Genomic DNA, 23680 nt, shown 5'->3' with positions numbered 1-23680 from the left:
ACCGCTGAGTGGAACGGCTTGGCGCCCTCCGTCGGTTGTGGGCGTCCTGTGGCATTCGAAGCCATGTCAGCCCCACTTCCCCGTCATGAGCTCGTCGATGAAGACGACGTTGCCGTAGTCGTCCTCGGTGAAGATCTCCATGCTCGTCATCTCGTTGGAGGCGCCGAACGGTGCTGTCGCACCGTGCTGGAGATATGAGTTGGGGCGGTACCAACAGGTGTCCCGTTCAGGCTGAGGTGCCGCAACAGGAGTGTCGGTGGGAGGATCTCCCGCGCAGCGGAGGACGATCTCCGCCGTTCCCCAACCATTGAGCCACCGCAGCTCATGGGCAAGGACACCAGCGTCACCATCCTTGACGAGAGCCCACAGCCGCAGTTCGTAGACGCTCTTCAGCACTACCGGTGTCCCGTCGGTGGCGCTAAGCCCTTTACTCGACGCGTCGCGCAGCGCTCGTGCTCCGGCGGTCGTATACGCGATCCCCTGCCACTCCCGGCCCTCAGAATCTGAGCAGTCATTCGCGCGCTCCAGGATATCCGCGAGGCTGCCGGCGGGTGAGCAGCCGTAGCTCCACCTGCCGGGCTGCAGCGGCGGCAGGTTCAGATCGCTTGCCTCAGTCACGGCAGGCCTCCTTCGTCTCGCACAGGTATGAGCTCCAACCCGTCCAGCTGACGCCGGCCTCCGGGTTCGAGGTGATCGTCAGCGCCTGAAGCCGGGCGAGGATCTGGGCGGCGATTGGGACGGCCTTGGCGCCGTCCTCCCGATCGGCCGCGTCGCCGCCCGGGTCCTTGAAGTCCCAGGGGTCCCCGACAATGTCGGCTCCGCCATCAACGCGCACGCGCGTCACGTGTATCTGCCCAAGGCCTCGGGTCCCGCGGCTGCCCAGAGGAAGAGTCCCGGCGGCGAGCTCGGCGAGCGTGAGGCCCAGCAGGCACCATGCCGCTCGACGGCGGTCGTCCGTGCCGGGCAGTGACCTGGGATCGAGTTCGAGGACGAGATCATTCCATGTGGTATCTGGGACCTTCTCACCGTACAAGAGGCCCTCGGCGACCCCGCCGGTCCAGCGGTCGCCGGCGTTGTGGACCACCGTGCGCAGCCTCGTCTGATCGCTGGCCAGAGTGTCCAGCACGCGCAGCGCGCCGCGCCTGTCCGTTGAGCCGAACAGGTCCCTGACCAGAGCCGGATCGGCTGCGAGCTGGTCATGGACCCCGTACGTCGACCAACAGTCGATACTGGTGGGCTGCCGTGCGGCCAGCACGGTCCGAGCGATCCGAGAGGCTTGTGAACGCAGAGCCCCGCGCACGGAGGACCCCGGCAGCACAAACGGTGCGCAGGGATCAGGCCCGCTGCGCAAAGGCTCGGTGTAGGTCATGTCCTGCTGGTCATCGGAATGACCCCGTTCGCCCTCGCGGGGGTGTTCGTCGCGCTCCGCCAGCTCGGGGCGAGGCTTGGCCACGAGGATCCCGGTCGGGCTGTCCCAGCTGATGGTGATGCGTATGCGCTCCGACTCCGTGCAGGAAACCGGATCAATCGCGGTGGTCACATCCTCGCCGCCGTCCAGCCACGTCAGCAGATCCTCACGCGTCCCCAACCTGGATCGCGTGAGGGTCCACGGGCGGTCATCGGCCAGACGGACCCGCCCCCACCCAGCGTTGCGGCGCCCACCGAAAGCAACCCGTCCCGAATCCAGGAGGCCAATGATGACGGCGAACAGCTGCTCTACCTGACTCTCCGTTGCTGGCTCGGGACCTGCCGCTTCCAGCTCGGTCCTCCCGCCGCTCACCGACATCCGGCCGGTCTGGGCAGTGATGGTCAAGGTCAGGGGACGTTCTGCGGGAACGTACTCGTGCTCGAACAGTGCCGTGTCACCCGCGGCCCCCCAGTAGCGGTTCACAGCGATCCCGGTGCGGGTCGCCAGCGCAACGCTGTCCGCCACAGGATGTGTGTCTGCTGCGTCAGCGGTCCCGGACTCCCAGGCGGACCCGCCCTCGCGCTGCGCCGCCTCAGCCAGGTCGACGGTGTGGAAGGTCAGTGTGGCCGCCCGGGACTCCCCACTCGACGTCGTGCCCCACATGCCCTTCCAGCCGCTACCGAGCTGCTCTCGGACGGCGGCACCGGCGTCACCGCTGAGGTACTTCTCGCAGGCAGCCCGCACTGCACCTTTGACGGAACGCCCGGTGAGGACGGGGTGGCCGTTGCCATCGCGGGCGAAGCGCCGCGGGACGGCAACGCGCTCACTCCTCTGGCGCGAGCGGTCGACGACCTCGTCGATACCGCCCGAGTGCACCGGAGACTCGGTGACCAGGTGGATGGTCATCTCGTAACGGGTGATGCTCATCGCTCCTCCTGGCGCGTCGATCGCGGACCGGACCGGTGAATCACTGTGCTGTTGCCGACCATGTCGGCCTGGTCCAATGGGGTCAGGGTGAGGCTCTCCTTCGTCAACCACGGGTGAGCGACGACGAAGCGCCCGAAACCCTGGGCGGTGAGCTCGCCGACGCCGAGGACGGACAGGCGCGAGAGAGCTGTCATCACGGCATCTGAATCAGCCCCGTCGGCAGGACGCACCCGCAGCACACTGCCAGCGCAGATGGCCGTACGGGTGGCGCGCGGCTGACGGTCCGCCCCCGCCCAGGAGTCGACGCGCCTGTGACGTATCCCCGCAGAGAAGTGCTCGCCCTCCGGGTGAACGAGAGCCACATGGGCCCCGGCGTCCTCGAAGGCCCTGAGCAGGTCCTCCACGCGGCCACCCGGGCCGAGCCATTGCGAGCGGGCGATGACGTCTGAGGTGAACCACAGGGTCGTGGTGTCGTCCGCCTCCCACATCGGCGCGTTCGCCGTTGCCGCCGGCTCAAGGTCTCCCAGCGTGCAGTGGACACGGCCGTAGGTGCCGCTCAGGCGCCTGGACCCCACCCGTTCCATGAACCCCTCGGCGGGGAAGACCTCGGTGATCTGGTCGTGTATCACCTGGCGCAGACGCTCGCTGAGGATGACGGTGGCGCGCAGACGCAGCCCCGCGGGCAGGGAGCGGGTGAGGAACAGCTGTCCGGAGACGGCCGCACCGGTGAGGGGGTTGTGAGTACTGGACTGCCGACCGAGAAGCGCCGGCGCGCCGATCGCTCCCGCCAGGTCATCGGTGCTGCCGGACCCCGTGGGTACGTGGCCCGGGAACACGTAGCCACTGCGTAGAGGCTTGTGGGGCTCGGTCGGCTCTGCGGAGCGCAACCTGTTGAGCACGGCGGTGCGGGGGCGAGGCCCGGCAGCGTCGTCGGTGCCGTGCTCCTCAACAGTGCCAGGCTCTGCCGTGACCACCTTGGGACTGGAGAGCACCAGTGGCACCGGCAGGCCCCGAACTCCGCCGACGACGACGGTGGCGTCCGAGACCAGGAGGTCGCCGTTGACGACGGCGTCACGTACGAGCGCCTGAGAGCCGAAGGCCGCGCGCAGCCGGCGGTGGACGAGCGGTAGCAGAGCCGTGCCTCGCACGAAGTCCAAGGACCTGATCTCGTTGGAGAAGGGCACCTCGTAGGAGATGACCGGAGAGCGCAGCACAATGTCCAGGTTGGCCTGGTAAAGAACCTCGTCGTCCAACCCGTGAGGGCTCTGCCGGGGCTCGGTACCGATGACGGGAGCCTCGGCCACCGATGCGTCCGGTGCTGGTGGCTCAGGCGGGGCACCAGCCCAGTTCTTCAGCTGCTCGCGGCACCAGGTTTGCGCCGCCCGGCGGCCCTCGACGGTGGTCGCCGGACCGATGAGGACGTCGCACAGCCCGTCGCCGTCGGAGCGGTGTGAACCGATGGCTCGCACGAGCAGACCGGACAGGGCCAGGACAAGTTCAGTGGCCCTGCGCTCGTCATCTGCCCATGGCACCGGGCGCCCGAACGTGTCGGTGTCCAGCAGGGTGGCAGTGCCGTGAAGCGTGCAGGCACCGACGCGCTCGAAGAAGCGCAGGTGGTCCTTCTTCGCTGTCCCCGTGTCCCGATCGATGGACAGGGAGACGACCTCGTGAACCGTTCTGTCCGAGCGAGTGCCATCGGTGAGACGGACATCGCTGAAGGAGATGAGGCGGGAGCGCTCAGCTGTACCGAAGAGCGCCTCGACGAAGGACCGCCAGGCCCCGGCCGTGCCGCCATCGAGAGCCTCGGCGACGATGAAGGCCTGCTCTCGCACGGCACCGGTGATGACAGTGCCCCGTACCACCGGCCGGCCTCGCTCGTCCTTCTCGACGACGGCGTCCACACCGCCTGCAATACCTGCCCCGGTCGATACTCCCCAGTCGGAGAGGAAGGCGACGGTGACGGGAAGCTCAAGGGCTGTCTGGTGGCTCATGCGAGGTCCTCCGCGGGACGTGAGACGGTGGAGGCTCCCACATCGGGGAGGAGGTTGCCGAGGTAGGAGTCGGGGAGGAGGTCGGCCAGTTCGAGGAGGTCGAAGAGTGAACGGATGTCACCGATAGTTTCGGTGAGGTCGGCGCCGAGGACGTCCCGTGCGTCGTCCCACTCCCTCTGCGCGGTCTCGCGCAGGTCCCCGGCGCGGGTGCTGTCGCCCGCGAGCTCCGCCTGCGCGGCGTCGGACAGGAGTCGTCGAATGCGCGTGGCCCGCGTCCTGGGGAAGTGTTCCGCGCCCGAATCCGCCTCCGTTGAGACGTGGTCCCGGAACGCACGTAGCCGCTGGCAGATCGTGGGCCACGACGTCTGGTCCTTGCGTTCTGGAGCGTCGTCGTCAGACAGCAGGAAGGGGCGCGTGGTGAAGGACTTGTAGGCGTGCAGGACCTGCTCGGCGTCGAGTACCGTGGAGTCGAACAGGACGTGGTAGCTGAGGGTTGAGCGAGCGGGAGCAGATGCCTTGCCGACTCTCTTGGCCATGGTGACCAGTCGCTCGGCCAGGTCGTAGGCGATGTGGAAGGGGTAGTTGCGTCCGGTGATGGCGACGCCGGCAGCTGCGGTCATCGGTCCGCCGTCGGGCTCGGCGTCGTCGAGGGTGCTGAGGTGGCGGAGCAGGTCGTCCTCGCCGGTGCGGCACTCGTAGTCCTCGAGGTAGGCAGCGGCGAAGGGCAGGGCGTAGTCGCCGCTCGTGATGACGGTGACGTCGTCGCCACCCAGGATGACGGGGACGACAGGCACAGCGGTGCTCGTCCGCCCAGCCGCTTCGGCGTCGGCCTCCGCCCAGGCGGCGACCTTCCTCCACGCTGTGACGAACGCTTGACTGACGGCGTCGTCCAGACGGACGTTGACCTCCAGGAGGAAGCGCCGTAGGGCGTCGGGATCGTCCGGCTTGCAGTCAAGGACCTTCTCGAAGATGCCGTGCGGGACTCGCTTCATCGCCGCGTCGAGGTCCTTCATGATGGTGCCGACGCCATTGCCGTCGATATGAATGACGGCGATCCTGGACAGGGTGGGGAAGTTCTCCTTGGACGGTGCGGGGGAGTTCTCGGGCCCTATCGGTTGGAGCATCCTTTCCAGCATGAGAACGTCCCGGGCGAGCTGGTCATCGGGCAGGCCACCTTCGATCCGTACCCGGTCGAGCAGGTTCTCCTTGGACGTCAGCGCCAGGTGCCGTTTGACCCGAGCGGGGAGGGACAGAGTCTCGGTGCGATCCTCTTTCGCCTCATCACATGCGCCCAAGGGCGGCGCCGCCGGCAGGACGGAGTCCTTGGCACGGGCGAGGAAAGGCATCTGGGAGAAGCGGGCAAGTGCAGGCGGGCGGGAGAGGGCGTACTCGGCGGCCCGGGCGTGCACGGCCTTCAGTGCCTCCGCGTCGACGTGCGTCCGGGTTTCCATGTCCACCCAGACCCCGGAGATGTCCATCCCTGGTGCCTCGGTGATAGCCCGGCGGGTGACGTGGCTGATGACCGCCGTCGCCTGATCTTGAGTGTCGACCCGGACGATGACCTTGCCGGAGGAGCGGGAGACCCACTGCGTACTGTCCTCGGCGACACGAGTGTCACGAAGGGCGTCCTCGGTCCACATTCTCAGCCGCGTCAACTGGTAGGAGGCTCCGATGCTCTCCCGCAGGCGCGGCGAGGAGAAGACGTAGCGCTGGTTGCCGTTCGTCTCGAGCATGACCAGGTGCATGGTGCTCCTCTTGGGGAGGGGTGGGACGGGCGCGTGTAGTGTGTCACGTTGCTGACAGGTGTGCGAGGCGGCCGACGAAACCTTCATCTGACGAATACCTGGGAGCCGCGTGTGAGAGAGTTCTGTCGCGCGGATGCGTGGCGTCAGGGAGCCCGCGAGCGCGGATGCGGGAGATGAGTGATGCTGCTTGTACACGTGGTGGGCAACGCCGATCTCGGGCTCGGGTCGAGGGATGACGGCTCTGAGCGGCTCGGCCGGTTGCGGGCTGCCGACGGCCCTGAGGCCGCCATGCTGCTCGGTCTCACTGACGGCGGCGACTGGTTCGCCGGCGGCGCCCTCAGCCCGCTGCGCAAGGAGCTGGTGGCCGTGAGCGGGCTCCAGGAGGCCGAGGGCGCGCCGCTCGAGGTGCTCGTCATCGGTGCCGGAGGGGGAAACCGCTCCACGGAGGAGACGGCGCGGGTGATCCGCCAGGCGTTGGTGGCGGCGTGCGAACCCGATGGCCTGACCCTGTTGAACGGGCGCGACCCGCGCGTTCTCGACGCGCTCGTCCTCGACAACGGACTCAACCCCGGCGTCGGTGACCACGAGAAACTCGAAACCGCCATCGGCAGGCATCATGGTCATGTCGTCCTTTCTCTGGCCGGCGGTGCCAGTACCGTTCTCGTGGAGGCTGCCGGGGTTGCCGCTGCTACACACCCCGCCGAGTGGTCTCTCCTCCTCATTGACCGGGCCGGGGACGATCCCCGGGCTGGAATCGCGCCGCGAATCGATATGTCCGTCACTTCGCAGGAGGATCCCCTGCGGGGATGGCTTATGGGCCTAGGACTACCTACGGTCCTCAATGCAGAGTACGAGCGCCGTCGCGAGGTCCTCCCTGACGAGTTCCAGAATGCCGCGAGTGCCGTCCGGCGAGCGGTGGGTGAGGAAGCCGTGAGTGCCGCCCCCGAGGATCTTGCGGTGCTGCTGTGGGCCGACGTTGCCCGCGGGGACCTGGCGGCGGGCATGGCGCTGCGTGCTTGGCTAGTGGCGGAGTACCGGCGTCGGCGGTGCGAGTACCTGGGTGAGACGGGAGAGGCACCTGACCAGTACCCTGATGCCACGCTCAACGGCAAGGGTGAGCCGATCATGATCGGGAAGGCGATCGGCAATCTCCACCGGAACTCCCTGCAGGAAACCCTAGCGGAGCCGGATGCCTGGCTCGTCGCGCAGTGGCACTTGGTCGATATAGGCAACGCGGCGACTCATGAGCTCAAGACCGCGACCGAGGAACTCAGGGAGTGCCTCCCCGTGTTGCTGGGCGACAGGCCCGACTGGTTGTCGTGGCCCTCGGGTGATGTGTGTCTTTTGAGTGGTCAGGGAAAGCTGCCTGCGGCCGACATCCGGCGCCCTCCGATCGCCGCGACGATGATGTCACAGGAACCGGCCGCGGCTCTGCGCCGTGCATGTGCTGTCGATGCACCCCTGACTCTCGACGCGTTGCTCCTCTGCTCCGAAGAGACTGTGGAGGATGGGCGACGTGTCGCCGATGAGATCATTGCTGACTCCTTCTCTCGCAATCAGGAATGGGATTCTGCTGGCGCGGATGGCTTGACCGTCTGCTCCTACGGCAGACCGACCACGGATAACGGGATCGTGTCCGCGGATGCCGAGGAAGGAATGAGACGGGTGCAGAGTCTTGCCGATGGGTGGCTCAAGAACCGTCCGAGACGCCCACGCGCCATCGTGACGACCGTCGTGGGGGAAAAGCCTGTCGTCATCGCGCTCCTGCGTGCCGCACAGGTCTTCGGTGCCCGCCACGGCATTCCTGTTTTCCTTATGTCCTCCGTAAAGAACGGCCCTGGTGCGGAAGAGCTCCAGTTCCACCAGTTTGGGCTCGACCGTGACGTCCGAGAGGCGCTGCTCACGGCTGCTGAGCACTGCCTCGACCGTCTCGACCTGCTAACTGCAGCGCGTCTGCTCGCGTTGGGTGACCCGGCCATGGCGGGCCTGGCTGATGACGCGATCGCTTTGTCGGACGACCTCCTCACTGCGGTAAGGAGTCAGGATCTTGATGGCTGCGCCAGCACTGTCTTGAGCGTCATGCGCTCGGTCGGCACTCGTATTGACCATGTCGAACCCGATGCGCAGGTCCGGTTGGCGACCATTGTCGGCGAGCTGCTGAGCCTCCCACCTAGGAGCAGACGGAGCGAGGCCTTTCGTGAACCCCAGATCCTGGCTCACCGCAAGCCGTCAGAGTCCGGGGCCCCTGCGGACCTGGATTCCGAGGACGCCATGGTTCTCCTCCGACTCCTCGTGCAAGTCCGTGACGAAGTACCTCTCAACCACGGTGACCGCGACCTGCAGGGGGCCACCGCTCACGTCCTTCAACACTATGCTCAGCAGGAGTCGTGCACCTACGCGCAGCTCATTGACCGCGCTGTCAGGACAGTGACCGAGACGCATGGTGTCACCGTCAGTGACTGGGCGGACAGACTGGACGGGCTGCGCCGCAAGGTCAGCGAGCAACAGGGCAGCGCCTATGGGACAACGCGATGAACGACGCACCGGTGAATCTCGTCAACCTCACCCCGCACGACGTCGTCGTCGACCCGGGCGACGGCACGCCGCCGGTTCGCTTCCCGGCCTCGAGCACGGTGCCCCGCCTCCTGCTGTCGGAGCCGAGCCTCCAGTCCCTCACCGTCGCCGACCCGGCCCGCCCCGACGACCCGGACGCCGCCGTCGCCCTCCCGCTCGCCGTCGGCGCCACCTGGCAGGGAATCGACCCGCCCCTGCCCGACCCGCGCCCCGGCGTCCTCTACGTCACCAGCCGTGTCGTCGCCGAGCACCACCCCAACCGCACGGACCTCGTGTGGCCCGACGACCTCGTGCGCGATGCCGCCGGGCAGGTGGTTGCCGCGCGCCGCCTCGCCGGTGCGCACCCGATCGGGAGTCGTGGCGCCTCAGTGGGTGGTGGGCGCTGAGTGGTACCGGGCGCTGACCTGCCCCGGCCGGCGTCACAATGGTGTGCATGACGTCGATGCCGCCGCGGGATCCGCAGGACCTCCTATGTCTGACCGACGAGGACAACAACGCGCTGCGTCTCATCGTCGTCGTCCCGTGGGCGCTGCCCGGCACGTGGCAGGACTGGTCCCAACGCTTTGAGCCGGGGCCCGTCGTCGTCTCCAGCTGCGTCGGGGTGCCCGTCACGTACAGCGCGTCGCGCCGGCTCCTGCGCGCGCCCGCTCCACCCGAGGCATGGAGGTCGCCCTGGGATTCCTCACCTTCGTCGGCATGCCCCTGACGGCGTTCCTCGACGTGATGGGCCAACTGGGAGGCCGCCCGCGGCATCGGCAAGCGGTCCTCCACCATCTCGGGGATCTCCCTGCCCTGGGGAGTCACCCTCGTCATGGGAGTCGTCGGGGCGGTGCTCGTCGGCTGGATGATGTGGCGGGTCGCCCAGTGGTATGTCCGTCGTCGGGCCTGAGCACGGAGCGGCTACCGAGCCCTTCTCACCCACGCCCGGCGCGAACAGGGGCCCGCGGGGCAGCGCCCACGCCCTGCCGTCCGCTAGCGTTCGCGGAGTCGGACGCAGAAGGGACCGGAATCCGTGAGCAAGACTGACAGGACGCAGCAGGACTCCCCGGGCAAGGGCACAAAGAAGAACGCCTTGGAGCGGCGCAAGCGCGGCGCGCTGGGCAACCCGCTCCTGTGGGCCGCCCCGGTCATCATGATGGCCCTCATCGGGTGGATGCTGCTGTCCTCCCTGGGCGGCTACCGCAGCATCGACACCTCCGAGGGCATCGCCATCCTGCGCGACCACCCCGAGACCGTCGAGGCCGTCACCGTCATCGACGGCACCCAGCGCGTCGAGCTCGACCTCACCACGAGCTACACGAGCGAGCCCAACCGCAAGGGCGAGACCGCCCAGGAGATGGGGCGGCGCGTCCAGTTCACCTTCACCGACGCCCAGGCCGCCCAGGTCGCCCGCCTCGTCGAGTCGGCCAACCCCTCCGGCGGCTACAACTCCATCGTCCCCACCACCTCCTGGTGGTCCTACATCGCCCAGCTCATCCTGCCGCTGGCGATCTTCTTCCTCGCCATGTGGTGGCTGCTGGGCCGCATGAACGGCGGACGCTCTGGCGCCCTCGGCTTCGGCAAGTCCAAGGCGAAGATCGGCTCCAAGGAGATGCCCGACGTCACCTTCGACGACGTCGCCGGCGAGGACGAGGCCGTTGAGGAGCTCGAGGAGATCCGCGAGTTCCTCTCCGAGCCGGAGAAGTTCCAGGCCGTCGGCGCCAAGATCCCCAAGGGTGTGCTCCTCTACGGCCCTCCCGGCACCGGCAAGACTCTGCTCGCCAAGGCCGTCGCCGGCGAGGCTGGCGTGCCCTTCTTCTCCATGTCCGGCTCCGAGTTCGTCGAGATGTTCGTCGGCGTCGGCGCCTCGCGCGTGCGCGACCTGTTCGAGCAGGCCAAGGAGAACGCCCCCGCCATCATCTTCGTGGACGAGATCGACGCCGTCGGACGCCACCGCGGCTCCGGCATGGGCGGCGGGCACGACGAGCGCGAGCAGACCCTCAACCAGCTCCTCGTCGAGATGGACGGCTTCGACGCCAACACCAACGTCATCCTCATCGCCGCCACCAACCGCCCCGACGTCCTCGACCCCGCCCTGCTGCGCCCGGGCCGCTTCGACCGCCAGGTCAGCGTCGAGGCCCCGGACATGGCCGGGCGCGAGGCCATCCTGCGCGTGCACGCCAAGGGCAAGCCCATGACCCGCGACGTCGACCTCGCCCTGGTCGCCAAGCGCACTCCCGGCTTCACCGGTGCCGACCTCGCCAACGTCCTCAACGAGGCGGCCCTGCTCACGGCCCGCTCCAACGCCCAGCTCATCGACAACCGCGCCCTGGACGAGGCCATCGACCGCGTCCTCGCCGGCCCCCAGAAGCGCACCCGCGTGATGAACGAGCACGAGAAGGCCATCACCGCCTACCACGAGGCCGGCCACGCCCTGTGTGCCGCCGCCGGCGCCTACTCGGACCCGGTGACCAAGGTGACGATCCTGCCGCGCGGCAAGGCCCTGGGCTACACGATGGTGATGCCCAGCGACGACAAGTACTCCACCACCCGCAACGAGCTCCTCGACCAGCTCGTCTACGCCATGGGCGGGCGCGCCGCCGAGGAGATCGTCTTCCGCGACCCCACCACCGGCGCCTCCAACGACATCGAGAAGGCCACCGCCACCGCCCGCAAGATGGTCACCGACTTCGGCATGAGCCACTCCGTGGGCGCCGTCAAGCTCGGCACGACCGAGAATGAGACCGTCCTGGGACTGTCCGCCACGAACCGCGACTTCTCCGAGTCCGTCGCCGCCACCGTCGACGACGAGGTCCGTGCCCTCATGGACGCCGCCTACCGTGAGGCCTGGGAGATCCTCACCCGCAACCGCGCGGTCCTGGAGGACCTGGCCACCCAGCTGCTGGAGAAGGAGACCCTGCTCGAGAAGGACCTCGAGGAGATCTTCGCGCCCGTCGTGCGCCAGAGCGAGCGGCCGCTGTGGCGGGCCGACGACTCCCTCGCGCTGGACGAGGAGATCGCCTCCGGCTCCTACTTCGCGGGCTCGCGTGTGCCACGCCGCTCCCGACCCGTCGACGTGATGTCCGACGGCGAGGCCCCGGCTGAGCCGGTTGGCGCCCCCGACGCCGGGGTCTCGTGATGGGGTACGACGCCGAGGGTGTGCGCCGGGCGGTGCACGACCTCCTGGTCGCCATTGGGGAGGACCCACAGCGCGACGGCCTGCGCGAGACCCCCGAGCGCATGGCACGCGCCTACGCGGAGATGTTCTCCGGCCTGGGCGAGGACCCGGGCTCCCACGTGGAGAAGGTCTTCGACGTCGCTCATGAGGAGATGGTCCTCGTGCGCGACATCCCCATGTACTCCGTGTGCGAGCACCACCTGCTTCCCTTCCACGGCGCCGCCCACGTCGCCTACATCCCCGGCGAGGACGGCCGCATCACCGGCCTGAGCAAGCTCGCGCGCCTCGTTGACGGCTACGCCCGCCGCCCCCAGGTGCAGGAGCGCCTGACCGCGCAGGTCGCCGACGCCATGGTTGAGCGCCTGGGCGTGCAGGGCGTCCTCGTCGTGGTCGAGGCCGAGCACCTGTGCATGTCCATGCGGGGCGTGCACAAGCCCGGCTCCAACACGGTGACCTCCGCCGTGCGCGGCCAGCTGCGCAATGCCGCCACCCGCGCCGAGGCCATGAGCCTCATCCTCGGCCGCCGGTCCTGAAGGCGGCCGGTCCTGACGGCCGTCTCCGGCCTGTTGAGGACCCGCGAGCACGCCCGTCCCCCGCCGACGGGGTCCTGCCGATAGGCTGTGACCGTGAGTTCTGACGTCATGACCCCGGTGCCGCTGCCGCAGCGCCTGGACGCCGCGGCTCGTGAGGGCCGCACGCTTGTCATGGGGATCGTCAACGTCACTCCCGACTCCTTCTCCGACGGCGGACGCTGGGCCACCACGGACGCCGCCGTCGCCCACGGCCTGGCGCTCATGACCCAGGGGGCGGACCTGCTCGACGTCGGCGGGGAGTCCACCCGCCCCGGATCCGTGCGACTGAGCGCCGAGGAGGAGCAGGCCCGGGTGCTCGACGTCGTGCGCGAGCTGGTTGGCGCGGGTGTGCCCGTGAGCGTGGACACGATCCACGCCGCCACCGCCCGGGCTGTCGTGGAGGCGGGCGCCGTCGTCGTCAATGACGTTTCTGGTGGCCTGGCCGACCCGCTCATGCACCGCGTCGTCGCCGAGACCGGCGTCGTCTACGTCTGCCAGCACTGGCGGGGCGACCCGGACACGATGGACCGCCTCACGAGCTATCCCGACGGCGTCGTCGCGGGTGTCGAGGCCGAGCTGCGCCAGCGCCTGGATGAGCTGGCCGCAGCCGGGGTCGCCCCCGAGCAGGTCGTCATCGACCCGGGTCTCGGCTTCGCCAAGACCCACACCCAGTCCTGGCAGCTGCTGGCCGCCACCTCCGCCCTGCGCGAGGACCTGGGACGCCCCGTCCTCATCGGGGCATCGCGCAAGCGCTTCCTTGCCGCCGTGCTGCCCGACGGCGCCGGCCCACATGAGCGCGACGCCGCCACCACAGCCACCACCACCCTGGCCGCTGCTGCCGGCGCCTGGGCCGTGAGAGTCCACGAGGTCCCGTCCAACCGGGACGCCGTCCGAACCGCTCGCCTCTGGAAGGAACCACGATGAGCACCTCCTCCACCCCGGTTGACAGGATCCGCCTGAGCGGCCTGTCCGCCCGCGGCTACCACGGTGTCCTCGGATCTGAGCGCGAGGAGGGCCAGCTCTTCGTCGTCGACGTCGTCATGGGTCTGGGCTCGCGCGGGACCGCCATGACGGCCGTCACCGACTCCCTCGAGGACGCCGTCGACTACGGCGAGGTGGCCCGTGCTGTCGTCTCCGTCATCGAGGGTGAGCCCGTCAACCTCATTGAGACGCTGGCCTCCCGTGTCGCGGACGTGGTTCTCGACTTCGGGCGAGTGCAGGAGGTCGAGGTCACGATCCACAAGCCTCAGGCGCCGATCCCCGTCGCCTTCGAGGACGTGACGGTGACAATCACGCGCACGGCGCACGACCGGGATCGGGCCCTCTCCGGGGTTACTGAGAGGCGTGCCGACGGCGGTGCCCACCTTGCGGCGTGGTCCGCCTCCGCCCCGGCTGCCGTCCCGGCGCCTGAGCCGTCGGTCGGTGCGGATGTGTCTGTGACGCCGGGGGTGGATGGGGCTGCGCCCGTGGTGCCGTCGGTGGATGGGGCTGCGCCCGTGGTCGCCCCGCTGCTGGCCGGGGGGGTGCTGGGCGCTGTCAACGGGGCGGTCTCGTCGGAGGACGTCACCCCCGAGCCTGCGCTCGAGGAGCCGCTCGCTGAAGAGCGGGTCGCCGAGGCCGCTGCCGCACCTGTGGAGGAGGTCGGTGCGCCTGAGGCGTGGACTCAGACCGCCGCCGCGCCTGAGGTCCAGCCTGAGCCCGCTGAGGTCGCCGTGCCGGTGGAGGAGCCCGTTGCCGACCGGCAGGCCGGTGACTGGTGGACCGGCCAGGCCGCTGGCCCCGTGGATGAACCCCTTGAGGCCGCCGCCGCGCCTGTGGAGGAGGCCGACGTGCCCGTGGCGGCCCCGGCGGAGGACTCTGCCGCTGGTGGCACCGATCTCCGGTCGACCCCCGCCCCCATCGAGGGGGAAGCCGCCCTGGGCGTCGGTATGCCGGTCGCGGCTGACGCAGGCGAGGTGTCGGCCCCCGGGTGGGGGAACGTGCCCGCTCCTGGTGCCCTGATGCCGGAACCTGCCGTTCCGTTCGCGGACCCCTCGGCCCCGGCCGAGGTGCCCGCCCCCGAGTGGGGGAACGTGCCCGCTCCCGGTGCGCTGATGCCGGAACCTGCCGCTCCGTTCGCGGAGCCCTCGGCCCCGGCGGCCGAGCCCCCGGCCCCGACCCCCGCAGACCCGCTCAGCCTGCGCCCGGCTGCTCCCGCGCAGGTGGTTCTCGCCCTGGGTGCCAACGTCGGCAAGGTCCTGCCCACCCTGCGCACGGCGGTCCGCACGCTCAGCGCGCTCGAAGGCCTGACGGTCACCGCCGTCGCCCCGCTCGCCCGCACCACCGCCGTCACGCTCCCCGGTGCGGAGCCCCAGCCCGACTACCTCAACACGGTCCTCCTGGCCACTACGACGATGTCCCCGCGCGAGCTCCTCGACGTCTGCCAGGACCTCGAGGCCGCCACTGGACGAGTTCGCACCACCCCCTGGGGCCCGCGCACCCTCGACATCGACCTCATCTCCTTCGAGGGCGTCACCTCCCACGACCCCGCCCTCGTCCTGCCGCACCCGCGGGCCGCCGAGCGCGCCTTCGTCCTCGTGCCCTGGTCCACCGCCGACCCCTTCGCCGAGCTCAACGGCCGTAGCGTCTCCGCCCTGGCTGAGGCGGCCCCGGACCGCGGGAGTCTGCGCTGGCTCGCCCTCGACTGGCTCGACTCCGACCGCCTGCCGGCCCTGCCGACCGGCGAGTACGTCGTCCCGCCCTCCGGCGACGAGGCCCCGGCCTCGGTGAACGCCCCCGAGGCTGCGCCCGCCCCGGCTGAGTCCGTGGTCCCGGCGCCTGCTCCGGCTGAGCCCGTGGTGCCCGTGCCTGGCCCGGCTGAGCCCGTGGTGCCCGTGCCTGGCCCGGCTGAGCCCGTGGTCCCGGAGCCTGGCCTGGCCGAGCCTGTCGTCCCGGAGCCGGCCCCGGCTGAGCCTGTGGAGCCCGTGCCTGCTCCGGCTGAGCCCATTGCCCCAGTGCCCGCCCCGGCCGAGCCCGTGGTCCCGGAGCCTGGCCCGGCTGAGCCCGTGGTGCCGGAGCCTGGCCCGGCCGAGCCTGTCGTCCCGGCGGAGTCCCAGGATGCCCCCGAGCCCCAGGCCGCTCCCGAGCCCATGGCCCCGGAGGCCCCAGCCGAGCCGACCTTCTCGCCCCGCCCCGCCCCCAATGACGCCTGGGCCACCCCCATGAACTGGAACGACGTCATCCGCGGGAACCACTCCTGATGCGCCGCACGCGCTGGACCGTCCTCCTCGCGTGCTACGCCGTCGCCACGGTCCTGAGCTGGACGGCACTCGACCTGGTCCTGCGCCACCGGGGTTGGACCCCCGTCATCACGCCCTGGACCGCCCTCGTCGCCCTGCTCGTCAGTGCGGTCGTCCTCACCTGCGGGCTCGCCGTCAGGCGGTTGCGTGCGCGTGAGCGCACCTGGATCACGCCCACCGGCGCCGCAGCTACGGCTGCTGCTGCACAGGCCTCCAGCGTCGTCGGCGTGCTGCTCGCCGGCGCATACACCGGTCAGCTCATCCTCGCGCTCGTCAGCCACAGCTCGCCCGTCGCGACCGCCGCTGCCTGGACCTCGGTCATCTGCCTCATCGCCTGCGCCGTGTGGACCGGCATCGGTCTGCTCGTCGAGCACTGGTGTGCCATCGACCTCAGCGACGATGACGGCGACGACCCCTCCCCGGGCATTCCCCAGGACGGCGCCCCCGCCTGAGCCGCCCGGAACTGGGACCGCGGGTGTCCACGCGGCGGACATGACCGGCATCCACGCTCGACCCGCCTGGAGGAAACGGCGTGATTCCGGGAGTCTTGGTGAGGTCGTCGCCGGGAAGTGACGCCCATGTCCGCTGCATGGACGCCAGCGACGTGTGCTACTGGGGCCGGGCCTGTCCGGCATCACTGGCGCCCCGGGTCCCGCTCCGGGGTGAGGGGTGAGTCCCGTAACCACGGTGACGGCTCGGCTCCCGTGAGGGCCTGTTCCGAGCGGCCTTACACGCTCATGCACGCTCACGTACATCGGCCTCCGTCAGAATCCGCGGAATCCTGTGGTTTTCTGGATCGACACTCTCGAGTTGTTCGGCTCCCATGTGCGTGAGCAATGCCCATGCACATGGGAGCCTCGGAGCCCGTTTTCGCCTTCAGGGTGAAAATCGCGGAATACCAACGAAAAGCCCGAATCGGTCGAATCACACCAGTAACATGAGCGTGCATCCCCCACCCGGCGCCCAGGTTCGGGCGCTCATGGCGAGCTCGAGGACAATATCGCTACCACACTCAACCGGCGCCCGCGGGGCATGCCCGCGCGTCATCGCCTGGCCGCCGACCACGCGTGCGCCGAGTTCGAGGGCGCCGAGTTCGAGGGCGCCGAGTTCGAGGGTGACGTCACGAGTTCGAGCCCTTAACCCTCGAACTCGCCGCACCCTAACCCTCGAACTCGCGTGGGAGGCCGCGCGCGGCCTGTCGCGGAAGACCTGGAAGACGGGCGGCGTGATTCCGGGAGTGCCAGCAGGGTCGTCATCGGACAACTCTGTCGACGGTGACGCCATCGTCGCTCCGGACATCCCCCCACCGGGGGATACGTGGTCGACGGGCCCTATGACACAGTGGAGCCGTTCTGCCCCTACCAGGAGCCTGTCATGACCCCCAGCCCCGCGCCGGCCAACCCCTTCGCGCCCGAGGGCGTCGTCTTCCGACCCGTCTCGCCCCGCCTGGCCACCGCCCGGATCATCGTGAGCCTGATCGTCAGCCTCATCCTCGCCGTCGGCTTCGCCGTGCCCGCCATCCTCCACAGCCCCTGGTGGTGGATTGGCCCCGCCGTCCTGCTCGTCCTGAGCCTGTGGGAGATGTGGCTCATGCGCCGGCAGGTGCGTGCCATGGGCTACGCCCTGACCGACGACCACCTCCTGTGGCGCAAGGGCATCATGTTCCGTCAGATGAATGTCATCCCCTACGGGCGCATGCAGTTCGTCGACACTTCCCAGGGCCCCCTCGCGCGCCACTTCGGCATGGCCGAGGTCAAGCTCCACACGGCCGCCGCCACCACGGACGCCACCATCAACGGCCTGCCCGTCGCCGAGGCCGAGAACCTGCGCCGGATCCTGTCTGAGCGCGGCGAGCAGAGGATGGCCGGACTGTGAGGGCCGCCGGCGCCACGGCTGAGCGTCACATCAGCCTGCCGGCCGACGTCGAGTGGCGGCGTATGCATCCCGTCACCCCGCTGCTCGAAGGCTGGAAAGTCATCACGGCCGTCATCCTCTTCGCCACGATCCAGAACGGCGACGACCTGCTCGAGGCCATCCATCTCCTGCGCGAGAAGGGCATCAGCCTCCGGCACGACGTCGTGCTCTGGGCGTTGGGCGGCGTGTTCGCGGTCCTGCTGCTCATCGGCGTCTACCTCGCGCTGGCCTGGCGCGCCAAGGCCTTCGCCATCGACTCCGACGGCGTCTACCTGCGCACCGGCATCCTCTTCCGGCAGCTGCGTATCGCCCGTCTGCCGCGCATCCAGGCCGTCGACGTCGTCCACCCGCTCCTCGGGCGGGTCCTCGGGCTTGGCCAGCTGACCGTCGAGGTCGCCGGCGGCAGAGACTCGCGCGTCGTCATCGGCTACCTGTCCAGCAGCGACCTCGTGGCCCTGCGCGACCGGATTCTCGACCTGGCCGCGGGCGCCCGCACCACTCCCATCGCCGACGTCGGGAGTTCCGGCGGCCTCCCCGCCGTCGGAACCGTGGCACAGGGCGCGGGTCCCGCCGTCGGCACGCCCACTGCGGATGGTGCACCCGACGGCGCCACCGCCGTCGGCACTCCCGTTGCCGGTTCCGCCGGGGCCGATGTGCTCCTGGGACTGGGCGGCGCTGCGTCCCTGCCCGCCGGGCGCCTGAGCGCGGCCGAGGAGGCGCCTCTCTACACCGTCGAGACGCGCACCCTCATCGGTTCCCTCGTGCGCTCCGGGATCACGATCACCGCGCTGCTCATGGTCATAGTGGTGGCCGCCCTCGCCGTCATCATCCCCCTGGCCCTCGACGGCGGTGAGGATTACCTGGAGTACTTCAGGGGGCTGTTCGGGCTGCTGGTCCTGCCCTTCATCTTCGTCTCCCTCGCGTGGGGCCGCTTCGCCAACGGGTGGGGCTTTCGCGCCGCCGCCACCCCGGCCGGCATCCGCATGCGCTTCGGCCTGACCTCCGACACGTCCACGACCCTGCCTCCCGGGCGCGTTCACGCCGTCGCCCTCCAGCAGGGCCTGATGTGGCGGGGCAAGGACTGGTGGCGCGTGACGGCGACGGTCGCCGGCCGCGAGGCGGTCGACTCCAGCTCCGGCAGCAGCATTGAGGGCAACGGCGCGAACGTCCTGCTGCCCGTCGGCGACCGCGACACGGCCCTGCGGGCGCTGTGGCTCGTCACCCCGGACCTGGGCGTGAGCGACCCCGACGCCCTGCTCGACGCCGCCCTGTCCGGCCAGGACGACGACGGCGTCCTCGACACCGCCGCCCCCATCGGCTCCGCCGAGCGCGGCTTCGTGCGCGTGCCCCGCCGGGCGCGTATCTTCGACTGGTTCAGCTGGCGCCGGCAGGCCGTGGCCCTGACCGACACCTGCGTCATCCTGCGGCTGGGCCGCTGGCATCGCAGCGTGAGCGTCATTCCCTACGAGCGTATCCAGTCCGTCCACGTCAGCCAGGGGCCGTGGGCTCGACGACGTGGCCTGGCCCAGCTGCGCCTCGACCTCGTGCCGATGGGGTCGGCCGTCTCGCATGTCTCCAACCTCGACGCCGCCGACGCCGGGGCGCTCGCGGAGGTCATCGCGCAGCGCGCCCTGCGGCGGCGCCACGCGGAGACGCTCGACCGCTGGCTCGCCCGGGCGCTCACAGCGGCCTCGACGCCGCCGTCGCCGTCGTCGGAGTCATCGCCGTCGTTGGTCTGATTGGCGGTGTGCCCGTGCGCTCGGAGGAGCCGCCCGCTGCCGGTGGGTCCCTTGGATCTGGTCACCGGTGTACCCGTGCGCTCGGAGGAGCCGCGGAGTCGTCGTCGTTGACCTGACCGTTGGCTCGCCTGGGTGCTCGGAACTGGGGCGGCCGCCTAGAGCCGCTCGTCGTGCGCGTGAGACCATCAGCGCCGTGAGCATCCTCGACGACCCCGCACCGGCCCCCCGCCCAGGACGCCTCGGCGTCGGCATCATCTCCGCCGGCCGTGTCGGCGCCGTCCTCGGTTCCGCGCTGCGCGCCGTCGAGCACCAGGTCGTGGGCGTCCACGCCGTCAGTGAGGCCTCGCGCGAGCGCGCCGAGATGCTCCTGCCCGGTGTGCCCGTCCTCGAGGTCGAGGAGATCGTGCGCCGCGCCGAGCTCGTCCTGCTGGCCGTGCCCGACGACGCCCTCGCCGGCCTCGTCCAGGGCCTTGCTGACCTCGGCGCCTGGCAGATGGGCCAGATCGTCGTCCACACCTGCGGCGCTCACGGCATCGGCGTGCTCGCCCCCGCCCAGGCCATGGGCGCCATCCCCATCGCCCTGCACCCCGCCATGACCTTCTCCGGCTGGTCCACCGACCTCGCCCGCCTCACCGGCTGCCCCATGGCCGTGACCGCCCCCGCCGCGTTCCTACCAGTGGGCCAGGCCCTCGCCGTCGAGCTCGGCGGCGAGCCCTTCGTCCTGGACGAGGCCGCCCGCCCCGCCTACCACGCCGCCCTCGCCCATGGCGCCAACCACCTCGTCACCCTCGTCGACCAGGCCGTGCGCGCCCTGGCCGCCGCCGGCGTCGCCGACCCCGAGGCCACCCTCCAGCCACTGCTCACCACCGCCCTCGACCGAACCTTGCACGAGGGCGCCGAGCATGCCCTGACCGGACCCGTCGCCCGTGGCGACGCCGGGACCCTCACCCGCCACCTCGCGGCCCTCGACGCGCTGCGTGACGAGGAGGGCCGGTCCCTGGAGGACGTCGTCGCCACCTACCGGGCCCTGGCCCGGGCTACTGTCCAGCGGCGCCTGTCCGCCGGCGGCCTCAGCGAGGAGCAGGCCGCTCGGATGCGCGAAGCCCTGGGGCCCGACGGCGCCGCACTAGCCTGAGCACATGACCCACGCTTCCCACTACGCCGCCCCCGTGCTCGCCCGTACCCGGGAGGAGCTGGCCGCCGCCCTCGCCTGTGACGCAGCCCCTCGCGCGGTCGTCATGACGATGGGCGCCCTGCACCAGGGGCACTTCGACCTCGTCGCCGAGGCCGCACGCCGCGTCGGGCCCGACGGCACCGTCGTCGTCACGATCTTCGTCAACCCCCTCCAGTTCGCCGCCGGGGAGGATCTCGACACCTATCCGCGCAGCCTCGAGGCCGATGTCGTCGGCATCTCCGCCACCCTCGCTCGCGAGGACGGGACCCCGGCGGTCGGCCGCCTCGTCGTCTTCGCCCCCACCCCCGAGGTCATGTATCCCGACGGCGAGCCCTCCGTCCGCCTTGACCCGGGGCCCGCGGCCACCGTCCTGGAGGGCCGCACCCGCCCCACCCACTTCGCGGGTGTCCTGCAGGTGGTGCTCACCCTCATGCACCTGACCCAGCCGCGCTGGGCTCTGTTTGGGCGCAAGGACGCCCAGCAACTGGCCGTCGTCTCGGCCATGGTGCGTGACCTCGCCGTGCCCGTTGAGATCGTCCCCGTTGACATCCGCCGGGAGCCGGACGGGCTCGCCATGAGCTCGCGCAACGTCTACCTCAGTGCCGAACAGCGCCAGCAGGCCCTTGCCCTGTCCCGTGCCCTCGGAGCTGGCCGTGAGGCCGCCGCTGCGGGGGCCGACGCCGCGGGCGTGCGCGCCGCGGCCCTTGAGGTGTTGGCGGCAGCCCCCGGCGTCGAGGTGGACTACGTCGCCGTCGTTGACCCGTTGTCCTTCACGGAGAGGGCTGGGGCCGGGCTGGGGCTCGCGCCGGCCGGGGGAGAGGCGGCCGTTGCGACCCGGGGCGAGGTCCTGCTGGCGGTCGCCGCCCGGCTTGGCACCACCCGCCTCATCGACAACACTCTCCTGACCTTGGGCTGAGTGCCGGGCGGCCGATCCGACGACCTCGGGCGGTCTCGCGGGCCGGGCTCCGGGTGGGGGCCACGCCGCGGCTGGCGGCCACTTGTCGAGTCGGTCACCCCGGCTTCAACACGGACGCTCGGGCGCATAGCCTGGGGTGCGATGAGCACCCGCACGCGGACGATGATGACGTCCAAGATCCACCGCGCCACCGTGACCCAGGCCGACCTCGACTACGTCGGCTCGATCACCGTGGACGCGGACCTGCTCGACGCCGCCGACCTTCTGCCGGGTGAGCGCGTCGACATCGCGGACTGCACCAACGGCAACCGCCTGTCGACCTACGTCATCCCCGGCGAGCGCGGCAGCGGCCAGATCTGCATCAACGGGGCCGCCGCCCACCTCGTGAGCCCCGGCGACATTGTTATTCTCATCGCCTACTCCCAGATGAGTGACGACGAGGCCCGCACCTACATCCCGCATGTCGTCTTCGTCGACGAGCGCAACCGTGTCGTCGACCTGTCGACGGACCCGGGGCAGTTGCCCGCCGGCGGGGTCGGCGCCGACGTCGCCCGCATGCGAGGCCTGCGGCCCTCGGGCATCGGCTTCTCCGACCTGCGCGGTTGAACCGGAGGGCCTGCGCGCTGCCGTCTTCTGCGCCATGCACCCGGCGGCGGGCCGGGAGCTCGACGTCATGGAGCCGCTGACGGCCGTGTGCCCTTCGCGCTGGGGGCTTGCACGCTCATGTGACAGTTGTTAACGATGGCACTGGGGTTTGGGGTGGTGGTGCGAGCTCCCATGTGCGTCGCCATCCCTCACGCACATGGGAGCATTCGGCTACACAACAGCCTCCTCGATTTTCCGCATGATTCCGCGGTTGTTTGGAAGGGCCAGTCGACGTGAGCGTGCAAGGCCGAACAGGGCACGGCACACCGTGCGCTGGATGGCCCTCTCGCCCTCGGCGACGTCCGCCGCCGAGAGCCTGACCGGCACGTATCCGTCTGCCAGCGCCTGCTGGTCCCGGTGCCGGTCCTTCTCGAACTGCCCGCACGAGGAGTGGAACTCGAACCCATCGCACTCCACGATCAACCAGCCCTCCACCAGCAGGTCCGCCTCACCAACATTCTCGATGACCGGCGCCACCTCGACATGCAACCCCATCGACCGCAGAGCGAGCCGAGCCCGGGTCTCCAGAGGAGAGCGGCAGCCCGGTTCCGCTTTGGTGAGGCGTTGTCGCGGCGTGACTGAGTACCGTCCTGTCAACAGGTCGGCGACCTCCTCCTTGGTGGTGTCTCCACGGTTGAGCGCGGCGTCAGCGATGGTGACCGCGTCCAGCTCGTCCAGGCAGGTGAGAGCGCAGGCCACCACCTCCGCCGGGCGGACCAGAGGCTGGTCGTCAACGGTCATAGGGGTGAGGATCGCCTTACGGTGGATGACGACGTCCGTGGTTGGCCGATTCGGGCTAGACCGCAGCCCACGGTTGGCCGGGATGACAATGTGGGTGCGTTGATCGGTGCTCCAGGTGGGGTACCCCAGCGCTCGCGCCGCTGTGACACAGGTGAGGTGGGCGCGAAAGTGCCGGGCACGCAGCACGTGAGGGTCGGTCCCCGGGACGGACACGAAGCCTGGCGCGTGCTGCTGGAGAGTGCCGACAGCGACGGCTGCCTGCAGCAGAGCCTGGTCACGGGGCCCGCGAGCGACCTCGTCCACGTGCGCGGCTCCGTGCAGCGCCTCGATGCGGGCGGTCAGGGAGGTGATCTCGGGGTCCATGAGTACCAGCATCCTCGTGGAGGTCACGACGACCCCGAGTTATCCACAGGCGTGGCAGGTGCTCGCCCACGCGTGGCGACCTGTGCACGTCGGCGATGATGGACAGGTCCTCCCGGTGCCGGGGACCGGGGGAGAAGCGTGACGACGACGCGCCCGAGTGTGTACGTCTCCCGGTGTCGAGGACCGGGGCCTGCCTCGTGCGGCGGGACTGCTCCGCCTGGAGGGCAACCGAGGAGTTCACGGCAGCGGGCCTGCCTCGTGCGGCCGGACCGCTCCAACATGATGGCAATGCGCTATCCCCACGGCAGCGGTCCTGCCTCGTGCGGCGGGACCGCTGCCGACGGGCGACGAGCGTGTGGGTGGTGTCCGCCCCGCGCGGCGGGGCTCGCACGCTCATGTGACAGTTGTTAACGATGGCACTGGGGTTTGGGGTGGTGGCGTGAGCTCCCATGTGCGTCGCCATCCCTCACGCACATGGGAGCATTCGGCTACACAACGGCCTCCTCGGTTTTCCGCATGATTCCGCGGTTGTTTGG

At 70.1% G+C, this 23680-nt stretch carries 18 protein-coding genes; 13 read left to right on the top strand and 5 right to left on the bottom strand.

Annotated features, from left to right (window positions below):
• Positions 1-66 precede the first annotated feature (66 nt).
• Genes ID810_RS10355 through ID810_RS10340 form a run of 4 tightly spaced genes read right to left on the bottom strand, consistent with a single transcriptional unit; the run spans position 67 to position 6071 of the window.
• A complete protein-coding gene (locus ID810_RS10355) occupies positions 67-618 on the bottom strand; it encodes a hypothetical protein (RefSeq protein ID WP_166858481.1) in 552 nt (183 codons plus the stop codon).
• The gene (locus tag ID810_RS10350) at positions 611-2335 is read right to left on the bottom strand and encodes an RAMP superfamily CRISPR-associated protein (RefSeq protein ID WP_166858483.1); all 1725 of its coding nucleotides are present in this window, start codon (positions 2333-2335) and stop codon (positions 611-613) included. Before ID810_RS10350 ends, ID810_RS10355 begins: the two co-directional genes overlap by 8 nt.
• Complete coding sequence (locus tag ID810_RS10345; RefSeq protein ID WP_166858485.1) at positions 2332-4326, bottom strand: RAMP superfamily CRISPR-associated protein; 1995 nt, start codon at positions 4324-4326, stop codon at positions 2332-2334. The genes ID810_RS10350 and ID810_RS10345 overlap by 4 nt, the downstream gene beginning before the upstream one ends.
• Complete coding sequence (locus ID810_RS10340) at positions 4323-6071, bottom strand: hypothetical protein (RefSeq protein WP_166858487.1); 1749 nt, start codon at positions 6069-6071, stop codon at positions 4323-4325. The genes ID810_RS10345 and ID810_RS10340 overlap by 4 nt, the downstream gene beginning before the upstream one ends.
• Before the next feature lie 180 nt (positions 6072-6251).
• Between ID810_RS10340 and ID810_RS10335 the strand changes: the two genes are divergently transcribed.
• From ID810_RS10335 to panD, 13 genes are all read left to right on the top strand, one after another.
• Positions 6252-8606: a hypothetical protein gene (locus tag ID810_RS10335; protein ID WP_166858489.1), complete on the top strand. Its 2355-nt coding sequence runs from the start codon at positions 6252-6254 to the stop codon at positions 8604-8606.
• Entirely contained in the window at positions 8603-9031 is a 429-nt protein-coding gene (locus ID810_RS10330; RefSeq protein ID WP_235931454.1) for a hypothetical protein, read from the top strand. The genes ID810_RS10335 and ID810_RS10330 overlap by 4 nt, the downstream gene beginning before the upstream one ends.
• A gap of 47 nt (positions 9032-9078) precedes the next feature.
• Positions 9079-9351 carry a hypothetical protein gene (locus tag ID810_RS10325; RefSeq protein WP_166858490.1) on the top strand — a complete coding sequence of 91 codons (273 nt, stop codon included), beginning with the start codon at positions 9079-9081 and terminating at the stop codon, positions 9349-9351.
• Between the two features lie 426 nt (positions 9352-9777).
• Entirely contained in the window at positions 9778-11763 is a 1986-nt protein-coding gene (gene ftsH / locus ID810_RS10320) for an ATP-dependent zinc metalloprotease FtsH (RefSeq protein WP_166858537.1), read from the top strand.
• Positions 11763-12335, top strand: coding sequence for a GTP cyclohydrolase I FolE (folE, locus tag ID810_RS10315; RefSeq protein ID WP_166858492.1), 573 nt, complete (start codon positions 11763-11765; stop codon positions 12333-12335). Before ftsH ends, folE begins: the two co-directional genes overlap by 1 nt.
• A 108-nt stretch (positions 12336-12443) precedes the next feature.
• Positions 12444-13298, top strand: a complete 855-nt coding sequence (gene folP / locus ID810_RS10310) for a dihydropteroate synthase (protein WP_166858539.1) — start codon at positions 12444-12446, stop codon at positions 13296-13298.
• Complete coding sequence (gene folK, locus ID810_RS10305) at positions 13295-15613, top strand: 2-amino-4-hydroxy-6-hydroxymethyldihydropteridine diphosphokinase (RefSeq protein ID WP_166858494.1); 2319 nt, start codon at positions 13295-13297, stop codon at positions 15611-15613. The genes folP and folK overlap by 4 nt, the downstream gene beginning before the upstream one ends.
• Positions 15613-16104, top strand: coding sequence for a DUF3180 domain-containing protein (locus ID810_RS10300; protein WP_166858496.1), 492 nt, complete (start codon positions 15613-15615; stop codon positions 16102-16104). Before folK ends, ID810_RS10300 begins: the two co-directional genes overlap by 1 nt.
• A gap of 922 nt (positions 16105-17026) precedes the next feature.
• Positions 17027-17527, top strand: coding sequence for a PH domain-containing protein (locus tag ID810_RS10295; protein WP_166858497.1), 501 nt, complete (start codon positions 17027-17029; stop codon positions 17525-17527).
• Positions 17524-19305 (top strand): PH domain-containing protein, encoded by a 1782-nt coding sequence (locus ID810_RS10290; RefSeq protein ID WP_166858499.1) that lies wholly within the window; start codon positions 17524-17526, stop codon positions 19303-19305. The genes ID810_RS10295 and ID810_RS10290 overlap by 4 nt, the downstream gene beginning before the upstream one ends.
• Positions 19306-19489: 184 nt before the next feature.
• Positions 19490-20440, top strand: a complete 951-nt coding sequence (locus ID810_RS10285; RefSeq protein ID WP_413227863.1) for a Rossmann-like and DUF2520 domain-containing protein — start codon at positions 19490-19492, stop codon at positions 20438-20440.
• A 4-nt stretch (positions 20441-20444) separates the two neighbouring features.
• The gene (gene panC / locus ID810_RS10280; RefSeq protein WP_166858502.1) at positions 20445-21395 is read left to right on the top strand and encodes a pantoate--beta-alanine ligase; all 951 of its coding nucleotides are present in this window, start codon (positions 20445-20447) and stop codon (positions 21393-21395) included.
• A gap of 141 nt (positions 21396-21536) precedes the next feature.
• Positions 21537-22001 carry an aspartate 1-decarboxylase gene (gene panD / locus ID810_RS10275; protein ID WP_166858503.1) on the top strand — a complete coding sequence of 155 codons (465 nt, stop codon included), beginning with the start codon at positions 21537-21539 and terminating at the stop codon, positions 21999-22001.
• A gap of 210 nt (positions 22002-22211) precedes the next feature.
• Here the strand turns inward: panD and ID810_RS10270 are convergent, their stop codons facing one another.
• The gene (locus ID810_RS10270) at positions 22212-22781 is read right to left on the bottom strand and encodes a hypothetical protein (protein ID WP_166858505.1); all 570 of its coding nucleotides are present in this window, start codon (positions 22779-22781) and stop codon (positions 22212-22214) included.
• Between the last annotated feature and the right edge of the window lie 899 nt (positions 22782-23680).

Source organism: Actinomyces respiraculi (assembly GCF_014595995.2).
In the GTDB taxonomy this organism is placed as follows: Bacteria; Actinomycetota; Actinomycetes; order Actinomycetales; family Actinomycetaceae; genus Actinomyces; species Actinomyces respiraculi.
This window is presented reverse-complemented; position numbering and strand designations above follow the sequence as displayed.